Source organism: Ruegeria sp. ABD4_443, from assembly GCF_056160865.1.
Genome location: NZ_JBSWYA010000002.1, coordinates 104,612 through 129,020 on the forward strand (window position 1 = coordinate 104,612; position 24,409 = coordinate 129,020).

A 24,409-nucleotide genomic window follows, 5' to 3' on the forward strand; every position below is an offset into this window, starting at 1 on the left:
TGCGGTGCGGTTCAGATCGTGCCCGCAAGCGGGTCGCGGGCGTCGATCCGTCGGACATAGAGGATTGACAGCAACCCGGCGAACCCGCAGACGCCCATGATGGTCAGCACCATGAACGGAGCGTTCCCGTCGCTCACCAGCGCCCCGGTGGCCGATGTCACGACCGCGCCCAGACCCACGGTCATCGCGCCCGACAGCCCCGAGGCGCTGCCGGCCAGGTGCGGCCGCACCGACATCACACCCGCCATGGCATTTGCGTTGGTAAGACCATTGCCGAACCCCACCAGGATCGCCGCTCCGAAAAACACCCAGACCGAACCCTGGCCCAGGGCAAACAGGATAACCCCAAGGCAAGGCCCCGCCGTGGCAAAGACCCGTCCGGCCAGGATCATCGAACTCAGCCGGGTATACGCGGCGATGCGGCCGGTGACAAAGTTCCCCACCATGAAGCCTGCCGTAATGATCCCGATGCCAACGCCCAGCACCGCCGGGCTGAGGTCAAACCACGCAGCAGATACCAGAGGCGCACCGGCGATAAAGGCAAAAAAGCCGCCGATCGAAAATGCCGCGCACAGGGCATAGCCCCAGAACCGGCGGGCGCGGAACAGGCCGGGATATTCCGCCATCTGGGTCAGGAAGGTCGGCGATGGGTTGGTATTGGTTTCCCCCAGATCAACCCACAGCAAGGCCAGAACCCCGGCCCCCAGCGCCGCATAAAGCACGAACCCCGACCGCCAGCCAAACAGAACATCCAGCGTGCCACCAAGGGCCGGCCCCAACATCGGCGCGACGGCCATGGTCATTGCGACATATCCCAATTTGCTGGCCGCCTGGTTGGGCGGATACAAGTCCCGGATTGACGCATAGGCAAGCACCGGCCCCGCCACCACCGCCCCCTGCAGCAGGCGAAAGGCCAGAAAGCTCCAGATTGACGGCGACAGCGCACATCCCAGAGATGCAACCGCAAAGACCAGCATGCAGATCAACAGAATCGGACGCCGCCCAAAACGATCGGACAATGGCCCCATGATCAGTTGCAGGACCGCAGAAACAGCCAGGTAGCCGCCCAGCGCCACATTGACCAACGCGTAATCTGCCTGCAGATCCTGGCCGATATGGGCCATCGACGGCACCAACATCGTCAGCGACATCACCGACACTCCGGTGATCAGGATCAACGTGCCCAGATGGGGTGGTGATTGCGCCCGGCGCATGGTGAATTCCGTCTAATCTCGTGAATATGGCTACTGCTATCACGGCCCGTCCGGGAAGAACATGCCATGCCGCTGGCGGCCCCCTGCGGCCTCTGCTAAGAGCGGCGCATGCTACGGATCGAGAACATAACCTATGCGGTCGAAGGTCGGCCCCTTTTCGACGGGGCCAGCGCCACAATCCCCGATGGCCACAAGGTCGGGCTTGTGGGGCGCAACGGCACCGGCAAGACAACCCTGTTCCGCCTGATCCGGGGCGAGCTTTCGCTGGAATCGGGCAATATCTCGGTCCCGAAACGCGCCCGGATTGGCGGGGTCGCGCAAGAGGTCCCCTCGTCCGATGTCTCGCTGATCGACACGGTTCTGGCGGCCGATACCGAACGCAGTGCGCTGATGGCCGAGTCGGACACCGCCACCGACCCGGACCGCATTGCCGAGATCCAGACCCGCCTGGCCGATATCGACGCATGGTCAGCCGAGGCCCGCGCGGCCTCGATCCTCAAGGGGCTGGGTTTCGACGACGAAGACCAGCTGCGCCCCTGTTCGGATTTTTCGGGCGGGTGGCGCATGCGCGTGGCGCTGGCGGCGGTGCTGTTTGCGCAACCCGACCTGTTGCTGCTGGACGAGCCGACCAACTATCTGGACCTTGAGGGCGCATTGTGGCTGGAAAGCTATCTGGCGAAATATCTGCACACGGTCATCATCATCAGCCACGACCGCGGGTTGCTGAATCGCGCGGTGGGGTCGATCCTGCATCTCGAAGACCGCAAGCTGACGTATTACGCCGTACCGTATGACAAGTTTGCCGAACGCCGCGCCGAGCGCCTGGCGCAGGCGGAATCCGAGAATGCCAAGGCCAAGGCCCGCATCGCCCATTTGCAGAGCTTTGTGGACCGGTTCCGGTACAAGGCATCCAAGGCCGTGCAGGCCCAATCGCGCCTGAAGATGATCGAACGCATCCAGCTGGTTTCGACCCCGCAAGAGGCCGCCCTGCGCGCCTTTACTTTCCCCGAACCCGAAGAGCTTTCTCCTCCGATCATCCAGGTCGAAGGCGGCGTGACAGGCTATGGCGAAACCGAGGTTCTTCGGCGGCTGAACCTGCGGGTCGATCAGGACGACCGGATTGCCCTGCTGGGCAAGAACGGTCAGGGTAAATCCACCCTGTCCAAGCTGTTATCCGACCGTCTGCCCCTGATGGCGGGCAGGATGACCCGCAGCACCAAGCTGCGCATCGGGTACTTTGCCCAACACCAGGTCGATGAACTGCATGTGGACGAGACCCCTCTGGACCACCTGCGCCGCCTGCGCCCCGACGAAGCGCCGGGTAAATGGCGCACGCGCCTTGCGGGGTTCGGTCTGAACGCAGATCAGGCGGAAACCGAGGTCGGTCGCCTGTCCGGCGGGCAAAAGGCGCGCCTTTCGTTGTTGCTGGCTACGATTGACGCGCCGCATATGCTGATCCTTGACGAACCGACCAACCACCTGGACATCGAAAGCCGCGAGGCGCTGGTCGAAGCGCTGACCGCCTATTCGGGTGCAGTTGTCCTGGTCAGCCATGACATGCACCTGCTGTCGCTGGTGGCCGACCGGCTGTGGCTGGTGTCGGACGGAACCGTCAAACCCTATGACGGTGATCTGGACGCCTATCGCACCATGCTGCTGTCGCGTGACAAACCGGTAAAGCAGAAACCGCAGGCCTCGCGGCCCAAGCGCCCGTCGCGCGATGTTGTCCTGGCCTTGCGGGCCGATCTGCGCAAATGCGAAGACCGGATCGAAAAACTGACCGAGATGCATGACAAGCTGTCGACCAAGCTGGCCGACCCCGCCCTTTACGAAGACGAGCGTGTCAGTGATCTGGAAACGTGGAACCGCAAATTCGCCGAGGTGGTCGAAGCCATGCAAAAAGCCGAGGCCCTGTGGGTCGCCGCCGCAGAGCGGCTTGAACAGGCCGAGACCGCGGCATGATCGACGCGGCCTTTTTCATAACAGCCTTCACGACCCTGTTCGTCGTGATCGACCCGTTTGGGACCGCACCGATTTTCGTGGCCCTGACACAGGAAATGGACCCGCGTACGCGCCGCCGGATCGCGTATCGCACCTGTGTGACCGCCGCGCTTATCCTGATCGCCTTTGCGGCCTTTGGCGAGGCCGTTCTGGGCTTTGTCGGAATTTCGATGGAGGCATTCAAGGTGGCGGGCGGCGCGCTGCTGTTCCTGACGGCGCTGGACATGTTGTTTGAACGCCGGACCAAGCGGCGCGAAGACCGCGCCGAGGAAGAAGACCACCCCGACCCATCGGTTTTCCCGCTGGCCATCCCGCTGGTTGCCGGACCGGGATCCATCGCGACGATCATCCTTCTGGCGGGCGAATACCCGGGGGTTCAGGGCATCGCCGCAGCCTCTGCCGTGATGCTGGCCGTGATGGCGGTCGTGCTGCTGTTCTTTCTGGCGGGCGGATTGATCGCGCGCATTCTGGGCAAAACCGGCTTGAACGTCTTGACGCGGCTGTTGGGCATGCTGTTGGCCGCCCTGTCGGTGCAGTTCATTCTTGACGGGCTCAAGGCCTTTGGATTTGCGTCATGAATGACCATATTTCCCCAAAGGCAATTGTCACCGGGTGACGGTATGGATGGATATGAAATCGGGCGCCTGAGCTATCTGGTTCTTCTGGGGGCGGCGCTCTTGATGTGGTTCTTTACGCATAATCGGCAATCGCTGGGAAAAACCGTGCAGCAGGCCATGGCCTGGGTGTTCATCTTTGTCGGTGTGATCGCCCTTGTGGGGCTATGGGATGATATCCGCTCGACGGTGGGAACCACGCCGCAGATGGCCGTCACCGGCAACACGATCGAAGTCCCGCGGTCTTTTGACGGGCATTACTACCTGCCCATGCTGGTGAACGGCAAGCCGGTGACATTTCTGGTGGATACCGGGGCCAGCCAGGTCGTTCTCAGCCCGCGGGATGCAAAACGGGCCGGGATTGACCTGAACCAGCTGAATTATCACGGGCGCGCGGCCACGGCGAACGGGGTCGTGCGGACTGCGCCGGTTCGTCTGGACAGTCTTGCCCTGGGTCCGATCAACGACACCGGCGTTTCGGCCTGGGTCAACGAGGCCGATCTTGAGCAATCCCTGCTGGGGATGGATTACCTGCACAGGTTCTCGAATATCCAGTTCGCGGATGGCCGTCTGATCCTGTCCCGTTAAAGGGTCGCAGACCGATTCCACGATTGAGAACAAAGTGAGAACATGCTAGACTGACAGCATGTCTACGCATCTTCTTGGCCGCAAACCCGCACGCGTGGCGCCGGGGCTGGTACTGCACCCGCAGATATCGCTGAAACTGGCCCGCGTGCACGAGGCCTGCGGCCCCGCGCGGCGCAGCTTTGCCATGTGGCTGGCGGGTCAGGTGCAGGGGCCGGTCCTGTGGATCTCGCCCGCATGGGAACCGGGCCAGCTGAACCCCGACGGCATGATGGCCTTTGCCGATCCCGCGCGGTTTCTGTTCGTGCGCCCCACCCGCGCCGAAGACCTGCTGTGGTGCATGGAAGAGGCGCTGCGCAGCGGGGCCATTCCGCTGATCATCGCCGATTTGCCCGGCGCACCGGGTCTGACGCCCGTGCGCCGGATGCACCTGGCCGCCGAACAGGGTGGTTCGATGGGCCAGGCACCGCTGGGGCTGTTGCTGACGCCGGGCGATGGCGGTGCGCAGGGGGTCGAAACGCGCTGGCATATGGCGGCGGCCCATCGGGACCAGACCCGCCGCTGGACCCTGACCCGCCGTCGCGCCCGCGCCCTGCCCCCGGTCAGCTGGCTTGCTGTCCAGTCCAAACCGCGCGCCGGTCTGAACCTGCAACCGCTTGAAACCGGGGGTGCCCCCTCGTGATACCGGGCCGACCGCACGATTATGTGGCTGGTCAAAACCCCCACCACACCCTAGCGTTCCGGCATGACTCACCCGATCCATGACAGCCGCTACTCCTGGCTTCGCCTGCTGGTCACACTGGCCATCGCCGCCGTGGCCAATGTGGGGATGTGGGCCGTCATCGTGGTGATGCCCGCCGTCGAGACGCAGTTCGGCGCAGGCCGGGCCGAGGCCTCGATGCCCTATACCCTGGCCATGATCGGGTTTGCCCTGGGCAACATGTGGCTGGGGCAGCTCGTCGACCGTCTGGGCGTAACCAGGGCCCTGATCGGGGCCGCCATCCTGAGCGCGATCAGTTATGTGCTGGCGACGTTGGCCCCGAATATCCTCATGCTGTCTGCCGCCCATCTGCTGCTGGGGCTGGGAACATCAATCGGATTTGGCCCCCTGATTGCGGATATCTCGCATTGGTTCATGCGCCGCCGCGGCATAGCCGTGGCGCTGGTCGCCAGCGGCAACTATCTGTCCGGGGCGATCTGGCCGACCCTACTGGCGGGCATTCTGGCGCGCGACGGATGGCAACAGGTGTATCTGACCCTGGCCGCAATCACCCTGGCCGTGGTCATTCCGCTTTCGTTGCTGCTGCGGCGGCAGGTTCCGGTCGAGGCCCACACCACCGCCGCCGCCAGCGCCAGCATCAACGCGCAGAGCGCGGGAATTCCGCCCCGGATACTGCAATATGTTCTGGGGCTGGCCGGAATAGGCTGCTGCGTCGCCATGTCGATGCCGCAGGTCCACATCGTTGCCTATTGCGTCGGCCTGGGCTACGGGCCAGCGGTCGGGGCCGAGATGCTGTCGCTGATGCTGTTGGGCGGCGTTGTCAGCCGGGTCATCTCGGGGCTTGTCGCCGACAGCCTGGGCGGCGTGCGGACATTGTTGATCGGATCGGTCCTGCAATGCATCGCATTGTTCCTGTTCCTGCCCTATGACGGGATGGTCCCGCTTTATGTCATCAGCCTGTTGTTCGGCCTGGCCCAGGGGGGGATCGTTCCAAGCTATGCGCTGGTGGTGCGCGAATACATGCCCCCGCAAGAGGCCGGCGCCCGCGTGGGGTTTGTCATGATGATGACCATCCTGGGCATGGCCTTGGGCGGGTGGATGTCGGGATGGATTTATGACGTCACCGGGGCCTATCACCTGGCATTCGTCAACGGGATTCTCTGGAACGGCCTGAACATTGCCATTGTCATCCTGTTGCTGAAACGGTCGCGCCCGCGAAAAGCCACCGCCCCGGCCTGATGCCCGCGCGTCGCAGGGGGGCCGATCTTTCAATATCGCGCCGGGGGCAACAAAAGGGCCAAAAACGACCTGGACGCGTCGAATAGATACAGGCACCGCGCCAAGGCGCTGTCAAATTGAGTGAACCATGCGCACGATCATTTCCTTTGCCGCCCTTTTCCTGTCGGTCATTCTTTTGCAGCTGTCCACCGGCGGCGTCGGGCCGCTGGATGCCATTTCGGGGCTGACGCTTTCCTTCACCACCGAGCAGATCGGTCTGCTGGGCTCGGCCCATTTCATCGGATTCTTCGTCGGCTGCTGGTGGGCACCGCGCCTGATGGGCAATGTCGGCCATTCGCGCGCTTTCGCCGTTTGCACCGCGCTCGGGGCCATGGGGTTGCTGGGTCATACGCTGACCGAAAACCCCTATGCCTGGGCGGCGCTAAGGGTTGCGTCGGGCACATGCGTCGCGGGGTGCTATACCGTGATCGAGGCCTGGCTGAACGCCAAGGTCACGAACGAGACCCGCGGCCGTGCCATGGGCACCTACAGGATTGCGGATATGGGCGCGTCACTTTGTGCGCAGCTGATCATCGCGATCCTGCCGCCCGCCTCGTACGTGTCCTACAACCTGCTGGCGATCCTGTGCTGCGCGTCGCTTTTGCCGCTGACCCTGTCACGCGCCAGCCAGCCCCAGACGCCCGACGCCCCGCGCCTGCGCCCGGGGCTGGCGTGGCGCTGCTCGCCACTGGCCGTGGCAGGTGTGATCGTCGCGGCGCTCAGCTCGGCATCATTCAGGATGGTCGGTCCGGTCTACGGGCAAGAAGTCGGGCTGGACGTAGACCAGATCGCCTTTTTCCTGGCCTCGTTCGTATTGGGCGGCGCACTGGCACAATATCCGCTGGGCTGGCTGGCCGACAAATACGACCGGCGCTGGGTGTTGATCTGGCTTTCCGGCGCGGCAGTGCTGAGCTGCGGCGTCACAATGGCCGCCAGTGGCACCGGCACCGTTGGCGTGATGCTGGCGGCGGTCCTGTTCGGATTGACCACCTTTCCGATCTTTTCGGTTTCGTCGGCGCATGCCAACGACTTTGCCACCACCGAACAACGGGTCGAGCTTTCGGCCGCCCTGATGTTTTGGTACGCACTTGGCGCCATCGCGTCGCCTTATGTCACATCGACCCTGATCCAGAATTTCGGACCCGGCGCCCTGTTCGCCTTTGTCGCTGCGGGGCATGCGGCGCTGATTGTGTTCGGGCTGGCACGGATGCAATCCCGCCCAACCCCGCAAGAGCGTACCAATTACGTCTATGCGCCCCGAACCTCGTTCACCATCGGGCGGCTGTTGAAAAGGTCACGCGAAGAACGCTAGGCCTGCCGTTTCACACCGATAGGCCGCGCCCAAATTCCCGCAACCGGAAAACCCGGGGTTTTGCTGGCCGGTTACATGCGTTAGACGGGCCTCAAGACTGACAGGCGGATACGGAAAATGGCTCGGATTCTCATCACATCGGCGATCCCCTATATTAACGGGATCAAGCACCTCGGCAACCTGATCGGCTCGCAATTGCCAGCCGACCTTTATGCGCGTTACCAGCGCGGCCGGGGGAATGAGGTCATGTTCCTGTGCGCCACGGACGAACACGGCACCCCGGCCGAGCTGGCCGCGGCCAAGGCGGGCAAGCCCGTCGCGGAATACTGCGCCGAGATGCATGGCGTTCAGGCCGACATTGCCAATCGTTTTGGCCTGAGCTTTGATCATTTTGGCCGCTCGTCCAGCGACCAGAACAAGGCGCTGACACAGCATTTCGCGGGCAAGTTGGATGAGGCGGGGCTGATCCGAGAGGTCAGCGAAAAGCAGGTCTATTCCAACGCGGATGGCCGGTTCCTGCCGGATCGCTATATCGAGGGCACCTGCCCCAATTGCGGCTATGACCGCGCGCGTGGCGATCAGTGCGAGAACTGCACCAAGCAATTGGACCCGACGGACCTGATCGAACCGCGCAGCGCGATCAGTGGCTCCACTGACCTTGAGGTGCGCGAGACCAAGCACCTTTACCTGCGCCAGTCGGCGATGAAGGATCAACTGGATGCCTGGATCGACAGCAAGACAGACTGGCCGATCCTGACGACATCCATCGCCAAGAAATGGCTGCATGACGGCGACGGCCTTCAGGATCGCGGCATTACCCGCGATCTGGACTGGGGCGTTCCGGTCAAGAAGGGCGATCAGGACTGGCCGGGGATGGAAGGTAAGGTCTTTTACGTCTGGTTCGATGCGCCGATCGAATACATCGCCTGCGCAAAGGAATGGGCGGATGCCACAGGCCAACCCGATGCGGAATGGGAGCGCTGGTGGCGCACCGACAAGGGTGCCGATGACGTGCGCTATGTTCAGTTCATGGGCAAGGACAACGTCCCCTTCCACACGCTTTCCTTCCCGGCCACCATTCTGGGATCAGGCGAGCCGTGGAAGATGGTCGACCACCTGAAATCCTTCAACTACCTGAACTATGACGGCGGCCAGTTTTCGACCAGCCAGGGGCGCGGCGTATTCATGGATCAGGCGCTTGAGATTCTGCCCGCCGATTATTGGCGCTGGTGGCTGCTGAGCCATGCGCCCGAAAGCAGCGACAGCGAGTTTACCTGGGAAAACTTCCAGCAATCGGTGAACAAGGATCTGGCTGATGTACTGGGCAATTTCGTCAGCCGCATCACCAAGTTCTGCCGCTCGAAATTCGGCGAAGCGGTACCCCAGGGCGGCGCCTTTGGTGAGCGGGAAAAGGCCCTGATCGACGATCTGACCCGCCGCATCCGCGCCTATGAAGGCCATATGGAAGCGATGGAAGTCCGCAAATCGGCGCAAGAGCTGCGGGCAATCTGGGTTGCAGGCAACGAGTACCTGCAAGCGGCCGCACCCTGGTCGACCTTCAAGGAAGACCCCGACCAGGCCGCGGCACAGGTGCGCATGGGGCTGAACCTGATCCGCCTCTACGCGGTTCTCAGCGCGCCGTTCATTCCCGCCACCTCGGCGCGGATGCTCAGCGCGATGAACACGCTGGACACAAGCTGGCCGCAGGATGTGCAAGACGCAATCAGCGCCCTGCCCGCCGGGCACGACTTTGCCGTCCCGGATGTTCTGTTCGCCAAAATCACCGACGAACAGCGTGAAGACTGGCAAACCCGGTTCGCGGGCACCCGCGACTGATCCGGTTGCGCAGGGCCCGCAGACTGCGAAGCCCGGCGCACCCAATTCCATTGCAACAGACCGACAGGTCCGGGGTGCCGCCCGGACCACAGAAGCCGCGCGCGCGTCCAAACCTGCCTGCCGAATGGATAATTTCCGGGCAGCTATTTGGCGCTGCGGCGTCCGGCACGCTTGAGAAATTGTCGCAAACCGGCCATCCTGCCGGTAAATTCCGTCGACTCGGTCTGAGGTACAGGCCGCTTGGGCATCACATCAAAGATTGAACGAGGCGCATTGCCATGTCCCCAGCATCCAAGCTTTCCTGTTTCCGTCGCAAACCGCATGTATCGACACTCCTGTGGTCAGCGGTCCTTGCCACCGGCCTTGGGGCAATGCAGCCTGCATCGGCTCAGGACCAGTCCGACGCGCCAGCACCCAAAGTGTCAATCGCGGCGGCTTATACACAGGAAATCACGGATGAGGCGGTTTTCATCGGCCGCGCCGAAGCCATCGACAAGGTCGACATCATCGCCCGCGTCAGCGGTTTTCTGGACAGCCAGAATGTCGAGGACGGCGCGCTGGTCCAGGAAGGCGACCTGTTGTTCACCATCGAGCCGGACCTTTACGAGGCCACGTTGGAGGCCCGCAAGGCCGATCTGGATCGCGCCGAGGCAAACCTGGAACTGGCCAAGGTCGATCTGGCCCGCAAGGAAGAGCTGTACAAGCGCGATGCCACGCCTGAATCGGAACGCGACATCGCACGGGCCAATGAACTGGTCGCCGAGGCCGAAGTCAAAGCCGCGAATGCCGCGATCCAGCAGGCCGAACTTGACCTGAGCTATACCAAGATACATGCCCCGTTCACCGGGCGCATCGGTCGGGTCGAAACCAGTGTCGGAGACGTTGTCGGCCCGTCGAACCCGCCGCTTGTGAACCTTGTCAGCGAGGCACCGATCTACGTCAATTTTTCGCTCAATGAAAAACAGTTCACCACGGTTCTCGAACAAATTGGCGAAGACCCCTCGTCTTTGCCCGAAAGCAACAAAAGCCCGGTGGTCAAGGTTACCCTGCCAAACGGAACCGACCTGGACGAGACCGGCAAGATCGTTTTCGTCGACAACCGGATCGACCCGCTGACCGGCGCCATCACCATGCGCGCCGAATTTGACAATACCGGACGGCTGCTGATTGACGGTGCCTTCCTGAGCGTCCACATCGAAGCGCTGGAGCCCACATTGCAGGTCCTGATCCCGCAGGCGGCGCTGCAGCGCGATCAACGCGGTGAATTTGTCCTGGTCGTCAACGACAAGCAAATGGTCGAACAGCGATACATCACAACCGGCGATACCGTCGGGACCGCGATCATCGTTCTGGACGGGCTGCGCGAAGGCGAAAGCGTGATTGTAGAGGGTCTGCAAAGGGTACGCCCCGGCGTCGCGGTGGACGCGGTCGTCGCTTCTGAACAGCCAGGAGAATAACCGATGTTCTCAGCCTTGTTCATAAGCCGGCCCAAGCTGGCGCTTGTCATCTCGCTTGTCCTGACCATCATGGGCGTCATCGGGTACCTTGTATTGCCCGTGGCGCAGTTTCCCGACATCACGCCGCCCGTGGTCAGCGTGACGACCACCTATACCGGTGCCAATGCCGAAACCGTGGAAAACACCGTTGCCGCCCCGATCGAGGCGCAGGTCAACGGTGTGGACGACATGATCTACATGACGTCCACATCTTCGGATAACGGGTCCTATTCCCTGAACGTGACATTCGAGGTCGGGACCGACCCCGACATTGCCTCGGTCAACGTTCAGAACAGGGTCGCTCAGGCCATGTCGTCGCTGCCGTCCGAGGTGACCTCGTCGGGGGTGGTGACGCAGAAAGCCTCGACCAACATGTTGCTGCTGGTGACGTTGACCTCGCCAAACGGAACCTATGACAGCGTTTTCCTGTCCAACTACGCGTCGATCAACCTCAAAGACGCGCTGGCGCGCGTTCAGGGGGTCGGCAAGGCGGACGTGCTGACCAATCTGGAATATGCGATGCGCATCTGGATGGACCCCGACAAGATGGCCGCGCTGTCGATTGCGCCGTCTGACGTCATCGGTGCCATTCAGGAACAGAATATCGAGGTTTCGGCAGGCTCGATCGGGTCGCCGCCTGTCCCGAAGGGGCAGACATTCCAATACACGATCAAAACCAAGGGCCGCCTGACATCCGCAGAAGAGTTTGGCAACATTGTCATACGAACCGGCGACGCGGGTGCCATCGTCCGCGTGAAAGACATCGCCAAGGTTGAACTTGGCGCCGAATTCTATTCTGCATCGGGCTATTTCCAGGCCGTACCCGCAACCGTCCTGGGCATCTATCAGGCACCCGGCGCAAACGCTCTTGCGGTGTCGGAACGTGTTCAGGCGGAACTGGAACGCCTGTCCCGGTCCTTTCCCACGGATGTCGAATACGCTGTCCCCTTCAACACCACGGATTTTGTCGAACAATCTTTGAATGACGTGGTCTCGACGCTGGTTCTGACCTTCATTCTGGTGATCTCGGTCGTGTTCATCTTTCTGGGCAGTTGGCGGGCCACGATCATTCCGGCGGTGGCGATCCCGGTCTCGCTGATCGGTACGTTTGCATTCCTGCTGGCCTTTGGCATGTCGCTGAACACCATCTCGCTGTTTGCGCTGGTCCTGGCCATCGGGATCGTCGTGGACGACGCCATCGTTGTTGTCGAGAACGTGGAACGGATTATCGCCGACGAGGGCCTGCCACCGGCCGAGGCCACGCGCAAGGCCATGGGCCAGATCACCGGCCCGGTCATTGCAACCACGCTGGTCCTGCTTGCGGTCTTTGTGCCGGTGACCTTCATGCCCGGCATTTCGGGGCGATTGTATTCGCAGTTCGCGGTCACCATTTCGACCGCGGTGGTCATTTCGTCGATCAACGCGCTGACGCTGTCTCCGGCCCTGTGCGGCTTGGTCCTTAAGGCCCGCTCTGGTCCGCCCAAGGGCATTCTGGCCCTGTTCGAGGGCCTTATCGGCTCGGTCCGCGCCGGCTATGTGTCGATCGTGCGCAAACTGCTGATCCTGCCCGTCGTGTCGCTTGGTATTATCGCCGCCTTTGCCATGGGCGGCGGAACCATCATGTCCGGCACGTCCAAGGGGTTCTTGCCGCTGGAAGACAACGGGTACCTGTTCGTTGATATTCAGTTGCCGGATGCCGCGACCCTGGAACGAACCGAAACGGTAACCGAGCGGGTCGACGAACAAATCCGCCAGATACCGGGCGTGGCCAACACGGTTCTTGTGAACGGCTATTCCATTCTCAACGGCACGACCACCAATGGCGCAACGGTGTTTGTGAACCTTCTCAACTGGGATGAGCGGCAAGAAGAGGACCTGAGCGCCGATGCAATCCTGCAAAAGGTCCTGGCCATCGCCAACGGCGAATCTGCGGCCTCGATCGTGGCCTTCAACCCGCCCCCGATCCAGGGGCTTGGTATGTCTGCCGGGGTCGAGATGGAGGTCCAGCAAACCGGCGGCGGCTCGCCCCAGGATCTGGCCTCGGCTGTTGGGTCCTTTGTTTACGCGGCCAATCAACGACCTGAAATCGGACAGGCCTATACGACCTTCCGCGCCAATGTCCCGCAGTTGTTCGTCGATCTGGACCGCGAGAAAGCCAAGACCCTGCAAGTCTCGGTCGCCGAGGTTTTCCAGACCATGCAGGCGCAACTGGGGTCGTATTACGTCAATGACTTCAACCTGTTTGGTCGGGTCTATCGCGTGATGATCCAGGCCGAGGGCTCCTATCGCGACAATGTCGATGATATCGCGAACCTGTATGTCCGCTCGACCACGGGCGAGATGGTTCCGCTTGGGACGCTGATCGATGTCGAAAATGTCCTGGGGCCGGTGCTTTTGAAACGGCACAACCTGTTCCGGTCGGCAACTGTTACGGCCGTACCGGCCGAGGGCCTGTCCACCGGCGACGCCATTACCGTCATGACCGAGGAATCGGCCACCGCCCTGCCCCCGGGATATGCGTTTGAATGGACCGGCACGGCCCAGCAACAGCTGGCATCCGGCGGTCTGGTCGTCATCATTCTGGGGTTGGCCGTTTTGTTCGGGTACCTGTTCCTGGTGGGTCAGTATGAAAGCTGGTCGATGCCCGTGTCGATCCTGCTGTCGGTGATCGTGGCCCTGTTCGGGGCCGTGGCCGCCGTTGCAATCACTGGCAGCGACATCAACCTTTATACCCAGATCGGGATGATCATGTTGGTCGGGCTGGCTTCGAAAAACGGGATCCTCATTGTGGAATTCGCCATGGAGCAACGGGCGCATGGCCGGTCGATCAAGGACGCCGCCTCCGAGGCCGCCTATCAGCGGTTCCGCGCCGTGATGATGACGGCCCTGTCCTTTCTTCTGGGTGTTGTCCCGCTGCTTGCCGCCAACGGCGCCGGTGCGGCCAGCCAAAAGGCCATTGGCGTCGCCGTTTTCGGCGGCATGCTGGCGGCAACCTTGTTCGGTGTCATCCTTGTTCCGGTTCTTTATGCGGTGATGCAGGGGCTGCGCGAATGGCTGAAGGGCGGCCGCAAGGATACCGAGCCGACACAAAGCCCCGGCTGACGCTTCAGCCCCCGAAAAGAAAAACGCCCCGCATATCCTGCGGGGCGTTTTTTGTTCAGCTTTTCGCCGTGTCTTCAGGTTCGGATCGGGCGGCCATCCAGTCGCCCAGCCTGGCGACCTGAGCCGGATCAAGACGCAGGCCCAGCTTGTTGCGCCGCCAGATCACGTCTTCGGCCGTGCGGGCAAATTCTTTGTCCATCAGCCATGCGACCTCACGCGCAGTAAGTGTTGCGCCAAAGGCCTCGCCCAGGTCGGCGGTGTCCTGGGCATCCCCCAGCATCAACCGCGCCTCGGTGCCATAGGCGCGCACCAGCCGCAGGGCCCAATCGCGACCAAGGAATGCGAACTCTGACATCAGCGCCGCGACCAGGTCTTCGACCCCATCAACCGGAAAATCGCCCCCCGGCAGGGCCACGCCTGCGGTCCACGGCCCCGGAAGATCGGGGAAATACTGCGCGACCTTGTCCATCGCGCTTTCCGCAAGCCGGCGATAGGTCGTGATCTTGCCGCCAAACACGTTCAGCACGGGCGCGCCGCCACTGTCGTCGACCTTCAACGTATAATCCCGGGTTGCCGCCGTGGCGCTTTGCGCCCCGTCATCATACAGAGGCCGCACCCCCGAATAGGTCCAGACGATATCCGCGCGGGTGATGGCCGTTTCAAAGTACCGCGACGCAAAGCGACACAGATAATCCTGCTCGGCCTCGGTGCAGACAGGGCGTTCCGACGGGTCGCCATGGTCCTGATCGGTGGTTCCGATCAGGGTGAAATCGCGTTCATAAGGGATTGCGAAAATGATCCGCCCATCCTCGCCCTGAAAGAAATAGCATTTGTCATGGTCAAACAATCTGCGGGTTACGATGTGGCTGCCGCGAACCAGCCTGACGCCTTCGCGGGACTGGATGTTGATCCTGGACTGAATGATCTCGCCAACCCAGGGACCGCCTGCGTTGATCAGCATGCGCGCGGCAATCGTTCGCGTTTCACCGCTCTGGCCGTCCCGGATCGTGACATGCCACAGACCGTCCTTGCGGTCTGCGGCCACGACCTGGGTTCCCACCAGGATTTCGGCGCCGCGCGCCTTGGCGTCGCGGGCGTTGAGAACCACCAGGCGCGAGTCTTCGACCCAGCAATCGGAATATTCATAGGCGGTTTCGTATTTTGCCTTCAGCGGCCGCCCTTCCGGAGCTGTCCGCAGGTCCAACGACGAGGTACCGGGCAGGATTTGCCGCCCCCCCAGGTTGTCATACAGGAACAACCCCAGCCGGATCAGCCAGGCCGGGCGCCGTCCGCGCATCCACGGCATCACAAGGCCCAGCAGCCGCGAGGTCGGCGTTTCCGAGTCAAACCGCATGTCGGGGTGATACGGCAAGACAAACCGCATCGGCCAACTGATATGCGGCATGGCCCGCAAAAGCGTTTCGCGTTCGATCAGCGCCTCGCGCACCAGCCGCAGTTCGAAGTACTCAAGATACCGCAAGCCGCCGTGAAACAGCTTGGTCGACGCCGAAGACGTGGCCGAGGCCAGGTCGTTCATCTCGGCCAATGTCACCGACAGCCCCCGACCGGCCGCATCGCGGGCTATGCCGCATCCGTTGATCCCGCCGCCAATGATGAAAAGATCGGTGGTCTGCATATCCAGAGCGCCCATTCCTTAACGATTCCCTGATTGGAAAGTCGCGGGCATTAACTGTGCAGACCTTCGTTTCGTCAAGCTCGTTTTTCGTTTATCTTCGCTTTACGCGCCGCGCGGGGCGCGTATCATGCGGCCATCGCGGCTGTTTCCGCGCAGAATTATCACAGCTTTCCCCGTAAAAATGCCAACCGGGCTTGCCTTACGGCCAAATTCGAACAAAAACGAACCTACGCCCTGTCGCATATCGGAGCCCCTCGTGTCCTTGTCCTTTCGCCAGTCGGATATTCTTGAAATCGCCAAGGCCAGGGGGCGCGTGGCAGTCGAGGACCTTGCCGAGACCTTCGGCGTCACCGTTCAGACCATTCGCCGCGACCTGTCGGAACTGGCCGAAGCCGGAAAACTGGACCGCGTCCACGGTGGCGCGGTGCTGCGGTCCGGGGTCTCGAATATCGGGTACGAGGACCGGCGCGGTCTGCACGAAGATGCCAAGGAACGCATTGCCAAGCGATGCGCCGCCGATATCCCCGATGGCGCTTCGGTCTTTATGAATATCGGCACCTCGACCGAGGCCGTCGCGCGCCAGCTGATCGGGCACAAGAACCTGATGGTCGTGACGAACAACATGAACGTTGCCAATATCCTGGTCGCCAACCCCGATTGCCGGATCGTCGTGGCCGGGGGTGTCCTGCGCCGGTCCGATGGCGGCCTGATCGGGCAATTGACGGTCTCAACGATCGAACAGTTCAAATTCGACCATGCGATCATCGGGTGCTCGGCGCTGGACCAACAGGGCGATTTGCTGGATTTCGACTTTCAGGAAGTCCACGTCAGCCAGACCATCATCGCGCAATCGCGCAAGACCTGCCTGGTCGCGGACCAGTCCAAATTCGCGCGCACCGCCCCGGCGCGCATCGCGTCCTTGTCCGAGATCGATACGTTCTATACCGATCTGCCGCTGACCAGCGATCTGCAGGCGCACTGCCGGCAATGGAAAACGACCGTAACGCTGTGTGACTGACCGGGGATCGCACCGATAGGCCTTCAACCGAAGGCTGTTCTTGCCACTCAGTTTCGGGCCTGACAATATCAGGTCATTCCGCAATCGTCGCACGGGAGGGGAGGACCGAGCCATGATGGCGCTTTTATCGCATTGCACACAGCCGTGACGGGGTTTGCGGCGCTGAATGCGGTCCGTCCGTCTGCGCGGATGCGCCAACACGCCATAAACTCATTGACGAACCGGGCACCAACAACTGAGGATGGGACAACCATCCGGCAGGAGGCAAGAAAATGGGACTTTTGGGGCAGCCGCTTGGCTATTACGACTACCTGACTTTCGTGGCGCTTATCCTGCTGCTGGCCGCCGTGATGGGCCTGTTCCTGTTTCTGATGGGACTGCCGGGCCGGATCGCCATCAAGCGCAACCATCCCCATGCCGAAGCGGTCAAGATCATGGGTTGGATGGGGTTTCTGGCAATTGTGCCCTGGGTCCACGCCTTTATCTGGGCATTCCATGATGGCGTCACGGTCGACATGCGGCGCATGCCCGATGACGAACGCGAGGCAATCCGCAAGGAAATCAAGCGTCTGGGCGGCACGGTCAAGCCCGAATACCAGGACAGCCTGGATACCGATGAAAATCAGAAAAGCTGAAGCCAAAGGAAACCGATCAACATGTTCGTCGCCGTCGGCATCACGCTGTTCTACATCATTTTCGTATGGTTCATTTTCTTCAAGGCCCAATGGCTGAAGTTCAATATCGTCTGGGGGATCGTTTCCTTTTGGGTCGGCGCCCATCTTTTGCTGATCTTTCTGGTTGCGCTACGGTTTTTTCAACCCTTCTCGGTCGACAGTCACGTGGTGCGATCAACGATCCAGATCGTGCCCAAGCTGACCCAGCCGACCATACTTACCGAAGTTCTGGTCGAACCCAATACCCAGATCACCAAGGGCGATCCGCTGTACCGCTTTGACGATACGGTCTTTTCGCTGGCGGTGGACAACGCCAAGGCCCAGCTTGTGGCGGCAGAGCAAAATGCCAAAATACTTGAACAGGACGTCGTGGCCGCGACCGAGGCGATCGAGCGCGCCAATGCGCAACTGGCCTATGCGCTGACCCAGCAGCAAAGGTACGAAAACCTGGTTCCAGCCGGCGGCGCGCGCCAGGACGAATTGGACCGCTGGAACGAGCAGGTCACCGAGGACGAGGCACAGGTCAAAGAGGCCGAAGCCAATCTGGAAAAGGCCAACCTGGCCGTGGCCTCGCAGATCGACGGTGTGAATACCGGTATCCTGCAAGCCCAGGCCCAGTTGGCCGAGGCCGAGTATTTCCTTGAAAACACGACGATCTATGCCCCCGAAAACGGCATGATCGTCTCGCAACAGGCGCGTCCCGGGCTGGTCGTCGGGGATGTCCGCCTTGGGGCAATCGCCAGTTTCGTGACCGAGGACAACCCCTATATCCTGGCCACATATCGGCAGCAGAACCTGAAATTCGTTGAACCCGGACAACCGGTCGAAGTGGCGCTGGACCTCTATCCCGGTGAAATCCTGACCGGCAAGGTCGAGGCGATTTGGTGGGCCACCCGCCAGGGGCAATACCTGCCGTCAGGCCGCCTGCCGGGTTTTGAACTGCCAAAGCTGCCCGGTCGGATTGCGGTGCAAATATCGGTCGATGTCCCCGAGGGGCACACTTTTCCCGCCGGGGGCCATGCGGCCGTGGCAATCTATACGGGCCAGGGCAAGAGTTTCGAGTTCCTGAGGCGCATCAACATCCGCCTCTACTCTTTCGCCAATTTCATCCGGCCACTTGATATCTGAGGACGCGCACCATGACAGGGGCCACAGCAGCCAGACCGAAAAAGCGCCACTTCCGGGCAGGACTGGGCGGCGCGCTGTGCCTGGCGTTCATGGTCGCCTGCGCCCCCGTCGGGCCGGATTTCGTACGCCCCAATTCCCCGGTCGTCAAACAATGGATCGAGGTGAACAGCCCCAGCGTCAGCCAGGGCAGCGGCCTGACATCGCGCAGCGCACCGGTCGTAAAATGGTGGGAGACCTTCAACGACCCCACCCTGAACAAGTTGGTGGCCGAGGCCTATGCCCAGAACCTGTCGCTGCAGGTGGCCGGCGCGCGTGTCCTGCAAGCGCGGGCACAGCTGGGGATCGCCTTTGGCGAACTGTATCCGCAGTCACAGGCTGTGGGCGGGTCATTGCAGCGGCGGCAAATCAGCGACAACCTGGGGCCGATTGCGGATATCAACCGGATCATCCCTCTGGACACCGAGTTTTCGACCTCGCAAGTCGGTTTTGACGCACAATGGGAACTGGATGTCTGGGGCGCGCAGCGACGCGGCGTACAAGCGGCAAGGTCCAACCTGGCGCTGCAGGTGGCAAATTATGACGACGCGCTGGTGACGCTTACCGGTGACGTTGCGGCCCTGTACATCAACATCCGCGCCTTGCAGGAATCGCTGGCGGTTGCACGCGAAAACATCCAGCTGCAGCAAGCGTCGACCGACCTGACGGAATTGCGGTTCAACAATGGCGTCACGACCGAGTTGGACGTCCAGGAATCCACCGCGTTTCTGAACAATACGCAGGCATTGGTACCGACCCTGGAAAGCGACCTGCAACAAGCCAAGAACGCGTTGGCCGTGTTGCTTGGGGCACCGCCGTCGCGCATGACCAGCCTGCTGGGCAGTTCCGGTCGCATCCCATCGGCCCGTGCCAATGTCGCGGTGGGGGTTCCGGCCGAGCTGCTGCGCCGCCGCCCCGACGTGCGCGCGGCCGAGCTGGCCGCCGCCACGCAATCGGCCCAGGTGGGCATTGCCATGGCGGACCTCTACCCGCAATTCATCCTGTCCGGCTCGGTCGGGTTGCAGGCATCGGGCGGGCGCGACCTGTTCAGTTCCAACAGCACAACCGGGCTGGCCAATGCCGGGGTCGTCTGGAATGTCCTGAATTATGGGCGGATCAAGAACAATGTCCGCGCGCAGGATGCGGCCTATCAGGCGCTGATCGCAAACTACCAGAACACCGTTTTGACCGCCTATTCCGAGGTCGAAAGCGCGATGGTCGCCTATGCGCAGGCCCGCAAACAGGTCGGGTTTTACCAAAACAGCGTCACGGCGTCGCGCAAGGCGGCGGAAATCGCGGTCAGTCAATATCGCGACGGGATTGCCAGCTATTCCCGCATCCTGAACACCCAAACCGCGTTGCTGCGGTCGCAGGCCAACCTGATCGAAGCCCGTCAGCAGGTCTCAAGCAATCTGGTGGCCGTCTACAAAGGGCTGGGCGGCGGTTGGCAGATCCGCCAAAATCAGGAATTTCTGCCGCAAACCGTTTTGGCGGAAATGGCTTATCGCACCGATTGGGGCGACCTGCTTGAGAAATCGCCAACACGCGCAAGCCTGAACTGACGCCTATTTGGTCAGGCCCCGCAATCCGCCCGAGATCAGGATATTGACCTCGTAAAGAATGCGCGGCGCGGCCAGCCCACCCGGGCTTGCAAGATAGTTCGGGCTCCATTCCGGGTCGAATTTCTGCTTGAAGGACCGAAGTCCTTCGAAATGATAGAACTGTTCTCCATGTTCGTAGACGAAACCGCCAATGCGGTTCCACAGCGACGCCAATTGCCGGTTTTCGATCCCTGAAAACGGCGCCGCGCCCAGGGAAAACCACCGGAACCCCTGATCTGCGCCCCAAACCATCATCTCGGCAAACAGGGCGTCCATAACGAAACTGGGGCTTTCGGGGTCATAACGCATCAGGTCCAGCGACAATTCGGATTTATTGCCGCCCTGGAACAGGTTGGCAAAGGCCATGATCCGACCTGTTGCACCATCCCTGAGAACCGCGTGATCGAAATAGGACAGGTATTCATCGTCAAAGCCACCAAGGGCAAATCCCTTCTCTGCCCCCGCTTTTCCAGACAACCACTTGTCGGATATCCCGCGCAGTTCGGGCAAGACCGGCGCCAGGTCTTCCTTGGGGATGATCTCGAAGGCATAGCCGTCCCGCTCAGCCCGGTTCTTGGCCTGGCGGAAGCGTTTTCGAGACTTTCCATCCAGCGAAAACCCGGTCAGCGACACGCGGGCAACCTCGCCGATTTTCAGGATCGACAGCCCCATATCCAGAAAGGTCGGCAGATAGCGGGTCGAAACGCTGTAAAAGGCGCACAGCTTGCCCTCGCGGTCGGCCATTTCCCGCAATTGCCAGATCAACTGCTCACCGGCTTTTTCATCGCCCACGGGTTCGCCCTTGGAAATCAGCGCAACCCCCGTGTCGGCATAGGCAACAAAGGCGCTGTCATCCGGCGCGATCAGGAACTGCTTGTCCCCCGTCAGCGATATCTGCGACTCGGTATCTTCGCTTTCCATGACAAGGCGTTCGACCACCGGCGGGATCTGGGTGCGTGTCACCTGCGGAACGTCGCGGCCAAACAACGATGTGACGGCGACGATGCCTACAATGACAGCCACCACCAGGCTGGAGCGCAAAAAGCGCGACGCATCCCCATTCCATGCGAACTGCCACCACAGCGCATTGTCATATTCCACATGCGAATAGGCGAACAGCCCGATCCAGAAAATCACCGCCAGCAAGGCGATGACGCTGACAAGCCATGGGATATTCAGACGAAAGATCGACGCGCCGCTGACGCGGTAGAACGCGCCGCGAAACAGACCCAGCAAAGCAATTGTTGCCAGCATGGACAGCGCCTCGTGCGTGTCCAGCCCGCGGGTCAGGGAGGCAATGAACCCCACAAGCATCAGCAACATGGCAACAACCCATGCACGGTAGAGTTTGCGAAACAATCCGCGCGACACCAGGATCAGCAAGACGCCGACAGCGCTGCCCAACAGATGCGATGCCTCGACAAAGGACAGCGGCAGGACCTTTTGCAGAACGCCCAGCGCCGTGCTGCTGGCGGGCAATGTGCCCGAGACAAGCAGGATCACCCCGGCCAGTGCCGCGATGCCCGCTGCAACCATCGGAACGATGGGGCGGATGACGCGATAGACCCAGGTGGCTGCACCGCCGATCTGCCGCCGCCGGGTCAAGGCCCAGGCAACGGCGATGGACAGGCTTGCCACGGCAAAGGGCAAGAAGGTGTAGACCAGACGGTAAAGCAACAGCGCCGCGATGACGTCCGACCGCCCCGACGCGCCCAACCCGGCGATCAGCGTCGCCTCGAACACGCCGATCCCACCGGGTGCATGGCTCAGGATGCCGACGGCAATGGCGGCAATGTAGATGGTAAAGAAATACGGAAACCCTACGCCCAGGTCGTTGGGCATCAGCACGTAAAGCGCCATCGAGGCCCCGAACAAATCGCCCACCGCCGCCAGTGTCAACAGACCGGCAAGCCGCCCGCCGGGCAGGTCAAACCCCATACCGGCAACGGACAGGCGCCGCCCGCCTGTAGACAGCCAGGCAAACAGCCCCGCCAGCGCCACCAACAGACCAACCCCAATCGCGGTTTCCGCCGCGCCCGAGATCGGGACAACCCGCGAAATCCCATCAGGGTGCAGCGCAAGCAGTATCCCAAGGACCAGGATCAGCCCCATCCAGAATGCAACCCAGGACGTCGCGATCACACCGGCCACGCGGGCCAGGTCCAACCCAAGCGAGGCGTAGATCCGGTACCGGATTGCCGTTCCCGTGATATAGGAAAAGCCAAGACAGTTGGACACGGCATACCCGCTTGCCCCGGCCATCCCGGCCACCGGCAGCGGGACCTTTCCGCCGGCCACGCTTTGAACGGCAAAGACGTCATACAAGGACAGCGAAACAAAACTGAACGCGGTCCAGCACAGGGCAAAGAACATCAGTTTCCACGACGTGCCGGAGATATCCGCCTTGACGTCGGACCATTTCACATGCGCGGACAGGTCATGCAGAACCGTCAATGCAATCAGCGTGATCAGGATCGGGATGGCAAGACGCACCACCGGCTTTTCCAGCAAGCCCGCGACGCGCGCCGTCAAATTCTGTGCCCGCGTCTGTTCGCCCGGATCTTGCATTGTCATCGGTACCGTCCCTGCCCCTAATCGCCAATCCGTGACCGGTTGACCTGTTTCATCGTCCGATTGCAGGCCCTGCTGGCATGTTGCCGAAGACTGGCACATTTTTACCCAAGCTCAAAGAACCGCGCCCCCGTGGTTTGCGCGCGGGTCTAGTATCGACCCTTGCGCGTTGAAAGCAGCAGGTTGGTCTCGGACCGGGTGACGCCTTCCATGCGCCGGATCAGGAACAGAACCTCGTCCAGTTCCGCAAGCGTATCCGCCCCGATTTCGGCGATCAGGTCCCAGCCCCCGTTGGTCGAATGAACCGCCCGAACCTGTCGCATGGCAGCAATTCGGGCCATGATCCGTTCGGTTCCGCGCCCCTCGATCTCAAGCATCATCAGGCCGCGGACCGGGCTTTGCGCCACGTTGCGGCGGGTCAGGACGGTAAAGCCCACGATCTCGCCCGATTGCTTTAGACGCTGCATCCGGCTTCGCACCGTCGTGCGGGTAACACCAAGCTGTTGCGCCAGTTCAGACAGCGACGCGCGGGCGTCCCGGTGCAATGCGCTAAGCAGGCGATTGTCCAGTTCGTCCATAGCGTTTTCCCATTTTGAAAGTAATGAATACCATTTTGAACATTTTGATGGCTTCCGACAAGCCATGTTGTTTCGCTAAATGGACATATGGAAACCAAGACTGTAATTCTGATCGGTGCCCCGATGGACGCCGGTAAGCGGCGGCAGGGCTGCCGAATGGGGCCCGATGCCTATCGCGTGGCGGGGCTGGAACAGGCCCTGCGCGACCTTGGCCATGTCGTCCTGGACAGCGGCGACATCCGTCCCGATGCGGTGGACACGCCGCCACATCCACACCTGTTCGCACTGCCGGACTGTGTCGGGTGGACAATGGCCCTGCACCGCGCGGCCCAGCAGGCGGCAGGGCGCAGCCTGCCCATTTTCATGGGCGGCGATCACGCGCTGTCGATGGGAACAGTGACGGGCATGGCGGCCCATGCCCATCAGCTTGGCCGCCCGCTATTCGTCTTGTGGCTGGATGCGCATAGCGACTTTCACACGCCAGACAGCAGTGGCAGCGGCAACCTGCATGGAACCCCTGTCGCCTATTTCACCGGTCAGGACGGGTTTGATGCGTTTCCGCCCCTGCCCTTTCCGGTGCCCACAGACCGGGTCGGCATGATCGGGCTGCGCTCGGTCGACCCCGAGGAACGCGCAACACTGGAAAAAGACCACGCCTTACTGGCCGATATGCGCAGCATTGACGAACATGGCATCAAGACCCCGCTGATGGCGTTCTTGAACCGGGTGCGCGCAGCCAACGGGGTGTTGCATGTTTCGCTGGATGTCGACTTTCTTGACCCTTCGGTCGCACCGGCCGTCGGCACGACGGTCCCCGGCGGGGCCACCGAACGCGAGGCGCATCTGGCAATGGAGTTGCTGCACGAAAGCGGGCTGGTCTGTTCGCTTGACCTTGTTGAGCTGAACCCATTCCTGGACGAGCGCGGCCGTACTGCGAAACTGATGGTGGATCTGGCCGCGTCGCTTTTGGGGCGCCGCATCTTTGACCGCCCAACCCGGAGCTTTTGA

At 61.7% G+C, this 24,409-nt stretch carries 18 protein-coding genes; 14 read left to right on the top strand and 4 right to left on the bottom strand.

Annotated features, from left to right (window positions below; all coding sequences use genetic code 11):
- Positions 1 to 11: 11 nt before the first annotated feature.
- The gene (locus ACXAG8_RS04600; RefSeq protein ID WP_475222561.1) at positions 12 to 1,214 is read right to left on the bottom strand and encodes a multidrug effflux MFS transporter; all 1,203 of its coding nucleotides are present in this window, start codon (positions 1,212 to 1,214) and stop codon (positions 12 to 14) included.
- 108 nt (positions 1,215 to 1,322) lie between these two features.
- Here ACXAG8_RS04600 and ACXAG8_RS04605 point away from each other — a divergent pair, with 108 nt between their 5' ends.
- The 9 genes from ACXAG8_RS04605 to ACXAG8_RS04645 all read left to right on the top strand — a co-directional run bounded on the left by ACXAG8_RS04605 (position 1,323) and on the right by ACXAG8_RS04645 (position 14,159).
- Positions 1,323 to 3,176: an ABC-F family ATP-binding cassette domain-containing protein gene (locus tag ACXAG8_RS04605; RefSeq protein WP_475222562.1), complete on the top strand. Its 1,854-nt coding sequence runs from the start codon at positions 1,323 to 1,325 to the stop codon at positions 3,174 to 3,176.
- Complete coding sequence (locus ACXAG8_RS04610; RefSeq protein ID WP_475222564.1) at positions 3,173 to 3,793, top strand: MarC family protein; 621 nt, start codon at positions 3,173 to 3,175, stop codon at positions 3,791 to 3,793. The genes ACXAG8_RS04605 and ACXAG8_RS04610 overlap by 4 nt, the downstream gene beginning before the upstream one ends.
- Positions 3,794 to 3,835: 42 nt before the next feature.
- Positions 3,836 to 4,417 carry a retropepsin-like aspartic protease family protein gene (locus tag ACXAG8_RS04615; protein WP_475223102.1) on the top strand — a complete coding sequence of 194 codons (582 nt, stop codon included), beginning with the start codon at positions 3,836 to 3,838 and terminating at the stop codon, positions 4,415 to 4,417.
- Between the two features lie 58 nt (positions 4,418 to 4,475).
- Entirely contained in the window at positions 4,476 to 5,096 is a 621-nt protein-coding gene (locus ACXAG8_RS04620) for an ImuA family protein (RefSeq protein WP_475222565.1), read from the top strand.
- A 63-nt stretch (positions 5,097 to 5,159) separates the two neighbouring features.
- Entirely contained in the window at positions 5,160 to 6,374 is a 1,215-nt protein-coding gene (locus ACXAG8_RS04625; RefSeq protein WP_475222566.1) for an MFS transporter, read from the top strand.
- 127 nt (positions 6,375 to 6,501) lie between these two features.
- On the top strand, positions 6,502 to 7,725 hold the full coding sequence (locus ACXAG8_RS04630) for an MFS transporter (protein WP_475222567.1): 1,224 nt from the start codon (positions 6,502 to 6,504) through the stop codon (positions 7,723 to 7,725).
- 117 nt (positions 7,726 to 7,842) lie between these two features.
- Entirely contained in the window at positions 7,843 to 9,561 is a 1,719-nt protein-coding gene (gene metG, locus ACXAG8_RS04635; protein ID WP_475222568.1) for a methionine--tRNA ligase, read from the top strand.
- Positions 9,562 to 9,932: 371 nt separating this feature from the next.
- Complete coding sequence (locus ACXAG8_RS04640) at positions 9,933 to 11,018, top strand: efflux RND transporter periplasmic adaptor subunit (RefSeq protein ID WP_475222570.1); 1,086 nt, start codon at positions 9,933 to 9,935, stop codon at positions 11,016 to 11,018.
- Positions 11,019 to 11,021: 3 nt separating this feature from the next.
- On the top strand, positions 11,022 to 14,159 hold the full coding sequence (locus ACXAG8_RS04645) for an efflux RND transporter permease subunit (protein WP_475222571.1): 3,138 nt from the start codon (positions 11,022 to 11,024) through the stop codon (positions 14,157 to 14,159).
- A 55-nt stretch (positions 14,160 to 14,214) separates the two neighbouring features.
- Here the strand turns inward: ACXAG8_RS04645 and glpD are convergent, their stop codons facing one another.
- Positions 14,215 to 15,810 (bottom strand): glycerol-3-phosphate dehydrogenase, encoded by a 1,596-nt coding sequence (gene glpD, locus ACXAG8_RS04650; protein WP_475222573.1) that lies wholly within the window; start codon positions 15,808 to 15,810, stop codon positions 14,215 to 14,217.
- Positions 15,811 to 16,051: 241 nt separating this feature from the next.
- On the opposite strand from glpD, the gene ACXAG8_RS04655 reads away from it, so the two are divergent.
- From ACXAG8_RS04655 to ACXAG8_RS04670, 4 genes are all read left to right on the top strand, one after another.
- Positions 16,052 to 16,813, top strand: a complete 762-nt coding sequence (locus ACXAG8_RS04655; RefSeq protein WP_475222574.1) for a DeoR/GlpR family DNA-binding transcription regulator — start codon at positions 16,052 to 16,054, stop codon at positions 16,811 to 16,813.
- A gap of 272 nt (positions 16,814 to 17,085) precedes the next feature.
- Positions 17,086 to 17,448 (top strand): DUF3302 domain-containing protein, encoded by a 363-nt coding sequence (locus tag ACXAG8_RS04660; protein WP_475222575.1) that lies wholly within the window; start codon positions 17,086 to 17,088, stop codon positions 17,446 to 17,448.
- Positions 17,449 to 17,469: 21 nt separating this feature from the next.
- Complete coding sequence (locus ACXAG8_RS04665; RefSeq protein ID WP_475222576.1) at positions 17,470 to 18,615, top strand: HlyD family secretion protein; 1,146 nt, start codon at positions 17,470 to 17,472, stop codon at positions 18,613 to 18,615.
- Between the two features lie 11 nt (positions 18,616 to 18,626).
- A complete protein-coding gene (locus ACXAG8_RS04670) occupies positions 18,627 to 20,213 on the top strand; it encodes an efflux transporter outer membrane subunit (protein WP_475222577.1) in 1,587 nt (528 codons plus the stop codon).
- A gap of 3 nt (positions 20,214 to 20,216) precedes the next feature.
- Here ACXAG8_RS04670 and mprF read toward each other — a convergent pair whose 3' ends face one another.
- Positions 20,217 to 22,826, bottom strand: a complete 2,610-nt coding sequence (gene mprF, locus ACXAG8_RS04675; protein ID WP_475222578.1) for a bifunctional lysylphosphatidylglycerol flippase/synthetase MprF — start codon at positions 22,824 to 22,826, stop codon at positions 20,217 to 20,219.
- Positions 22,827 to 22,972: 146 nt separating this feature from the next.
- Entirely contained in the window at positions 22,973 to 23,401 is a 429-nt protein-coding gene (locus tag ACXAG8_RS04680) for an Lrp/AsnC family transcriptional regulator (protein ID WP_475222579.1), read from the bottom strand.
- 87 nt (positions 23,402 to 23,488) lie between these two features.
- Between ACXAG8_RS04680 and rocF the strand changes: the two genes are divergently transcribed.
- Positions 23,489 to 24,409, top strand: a complete 921-nt coding sequence (gene rocF, locus ACXAG8_RS04685; protein WP_475222580.1) for an arginase — start codon at positions 23,489 to 23,491, stop codon at positions 24,407 to 24,409.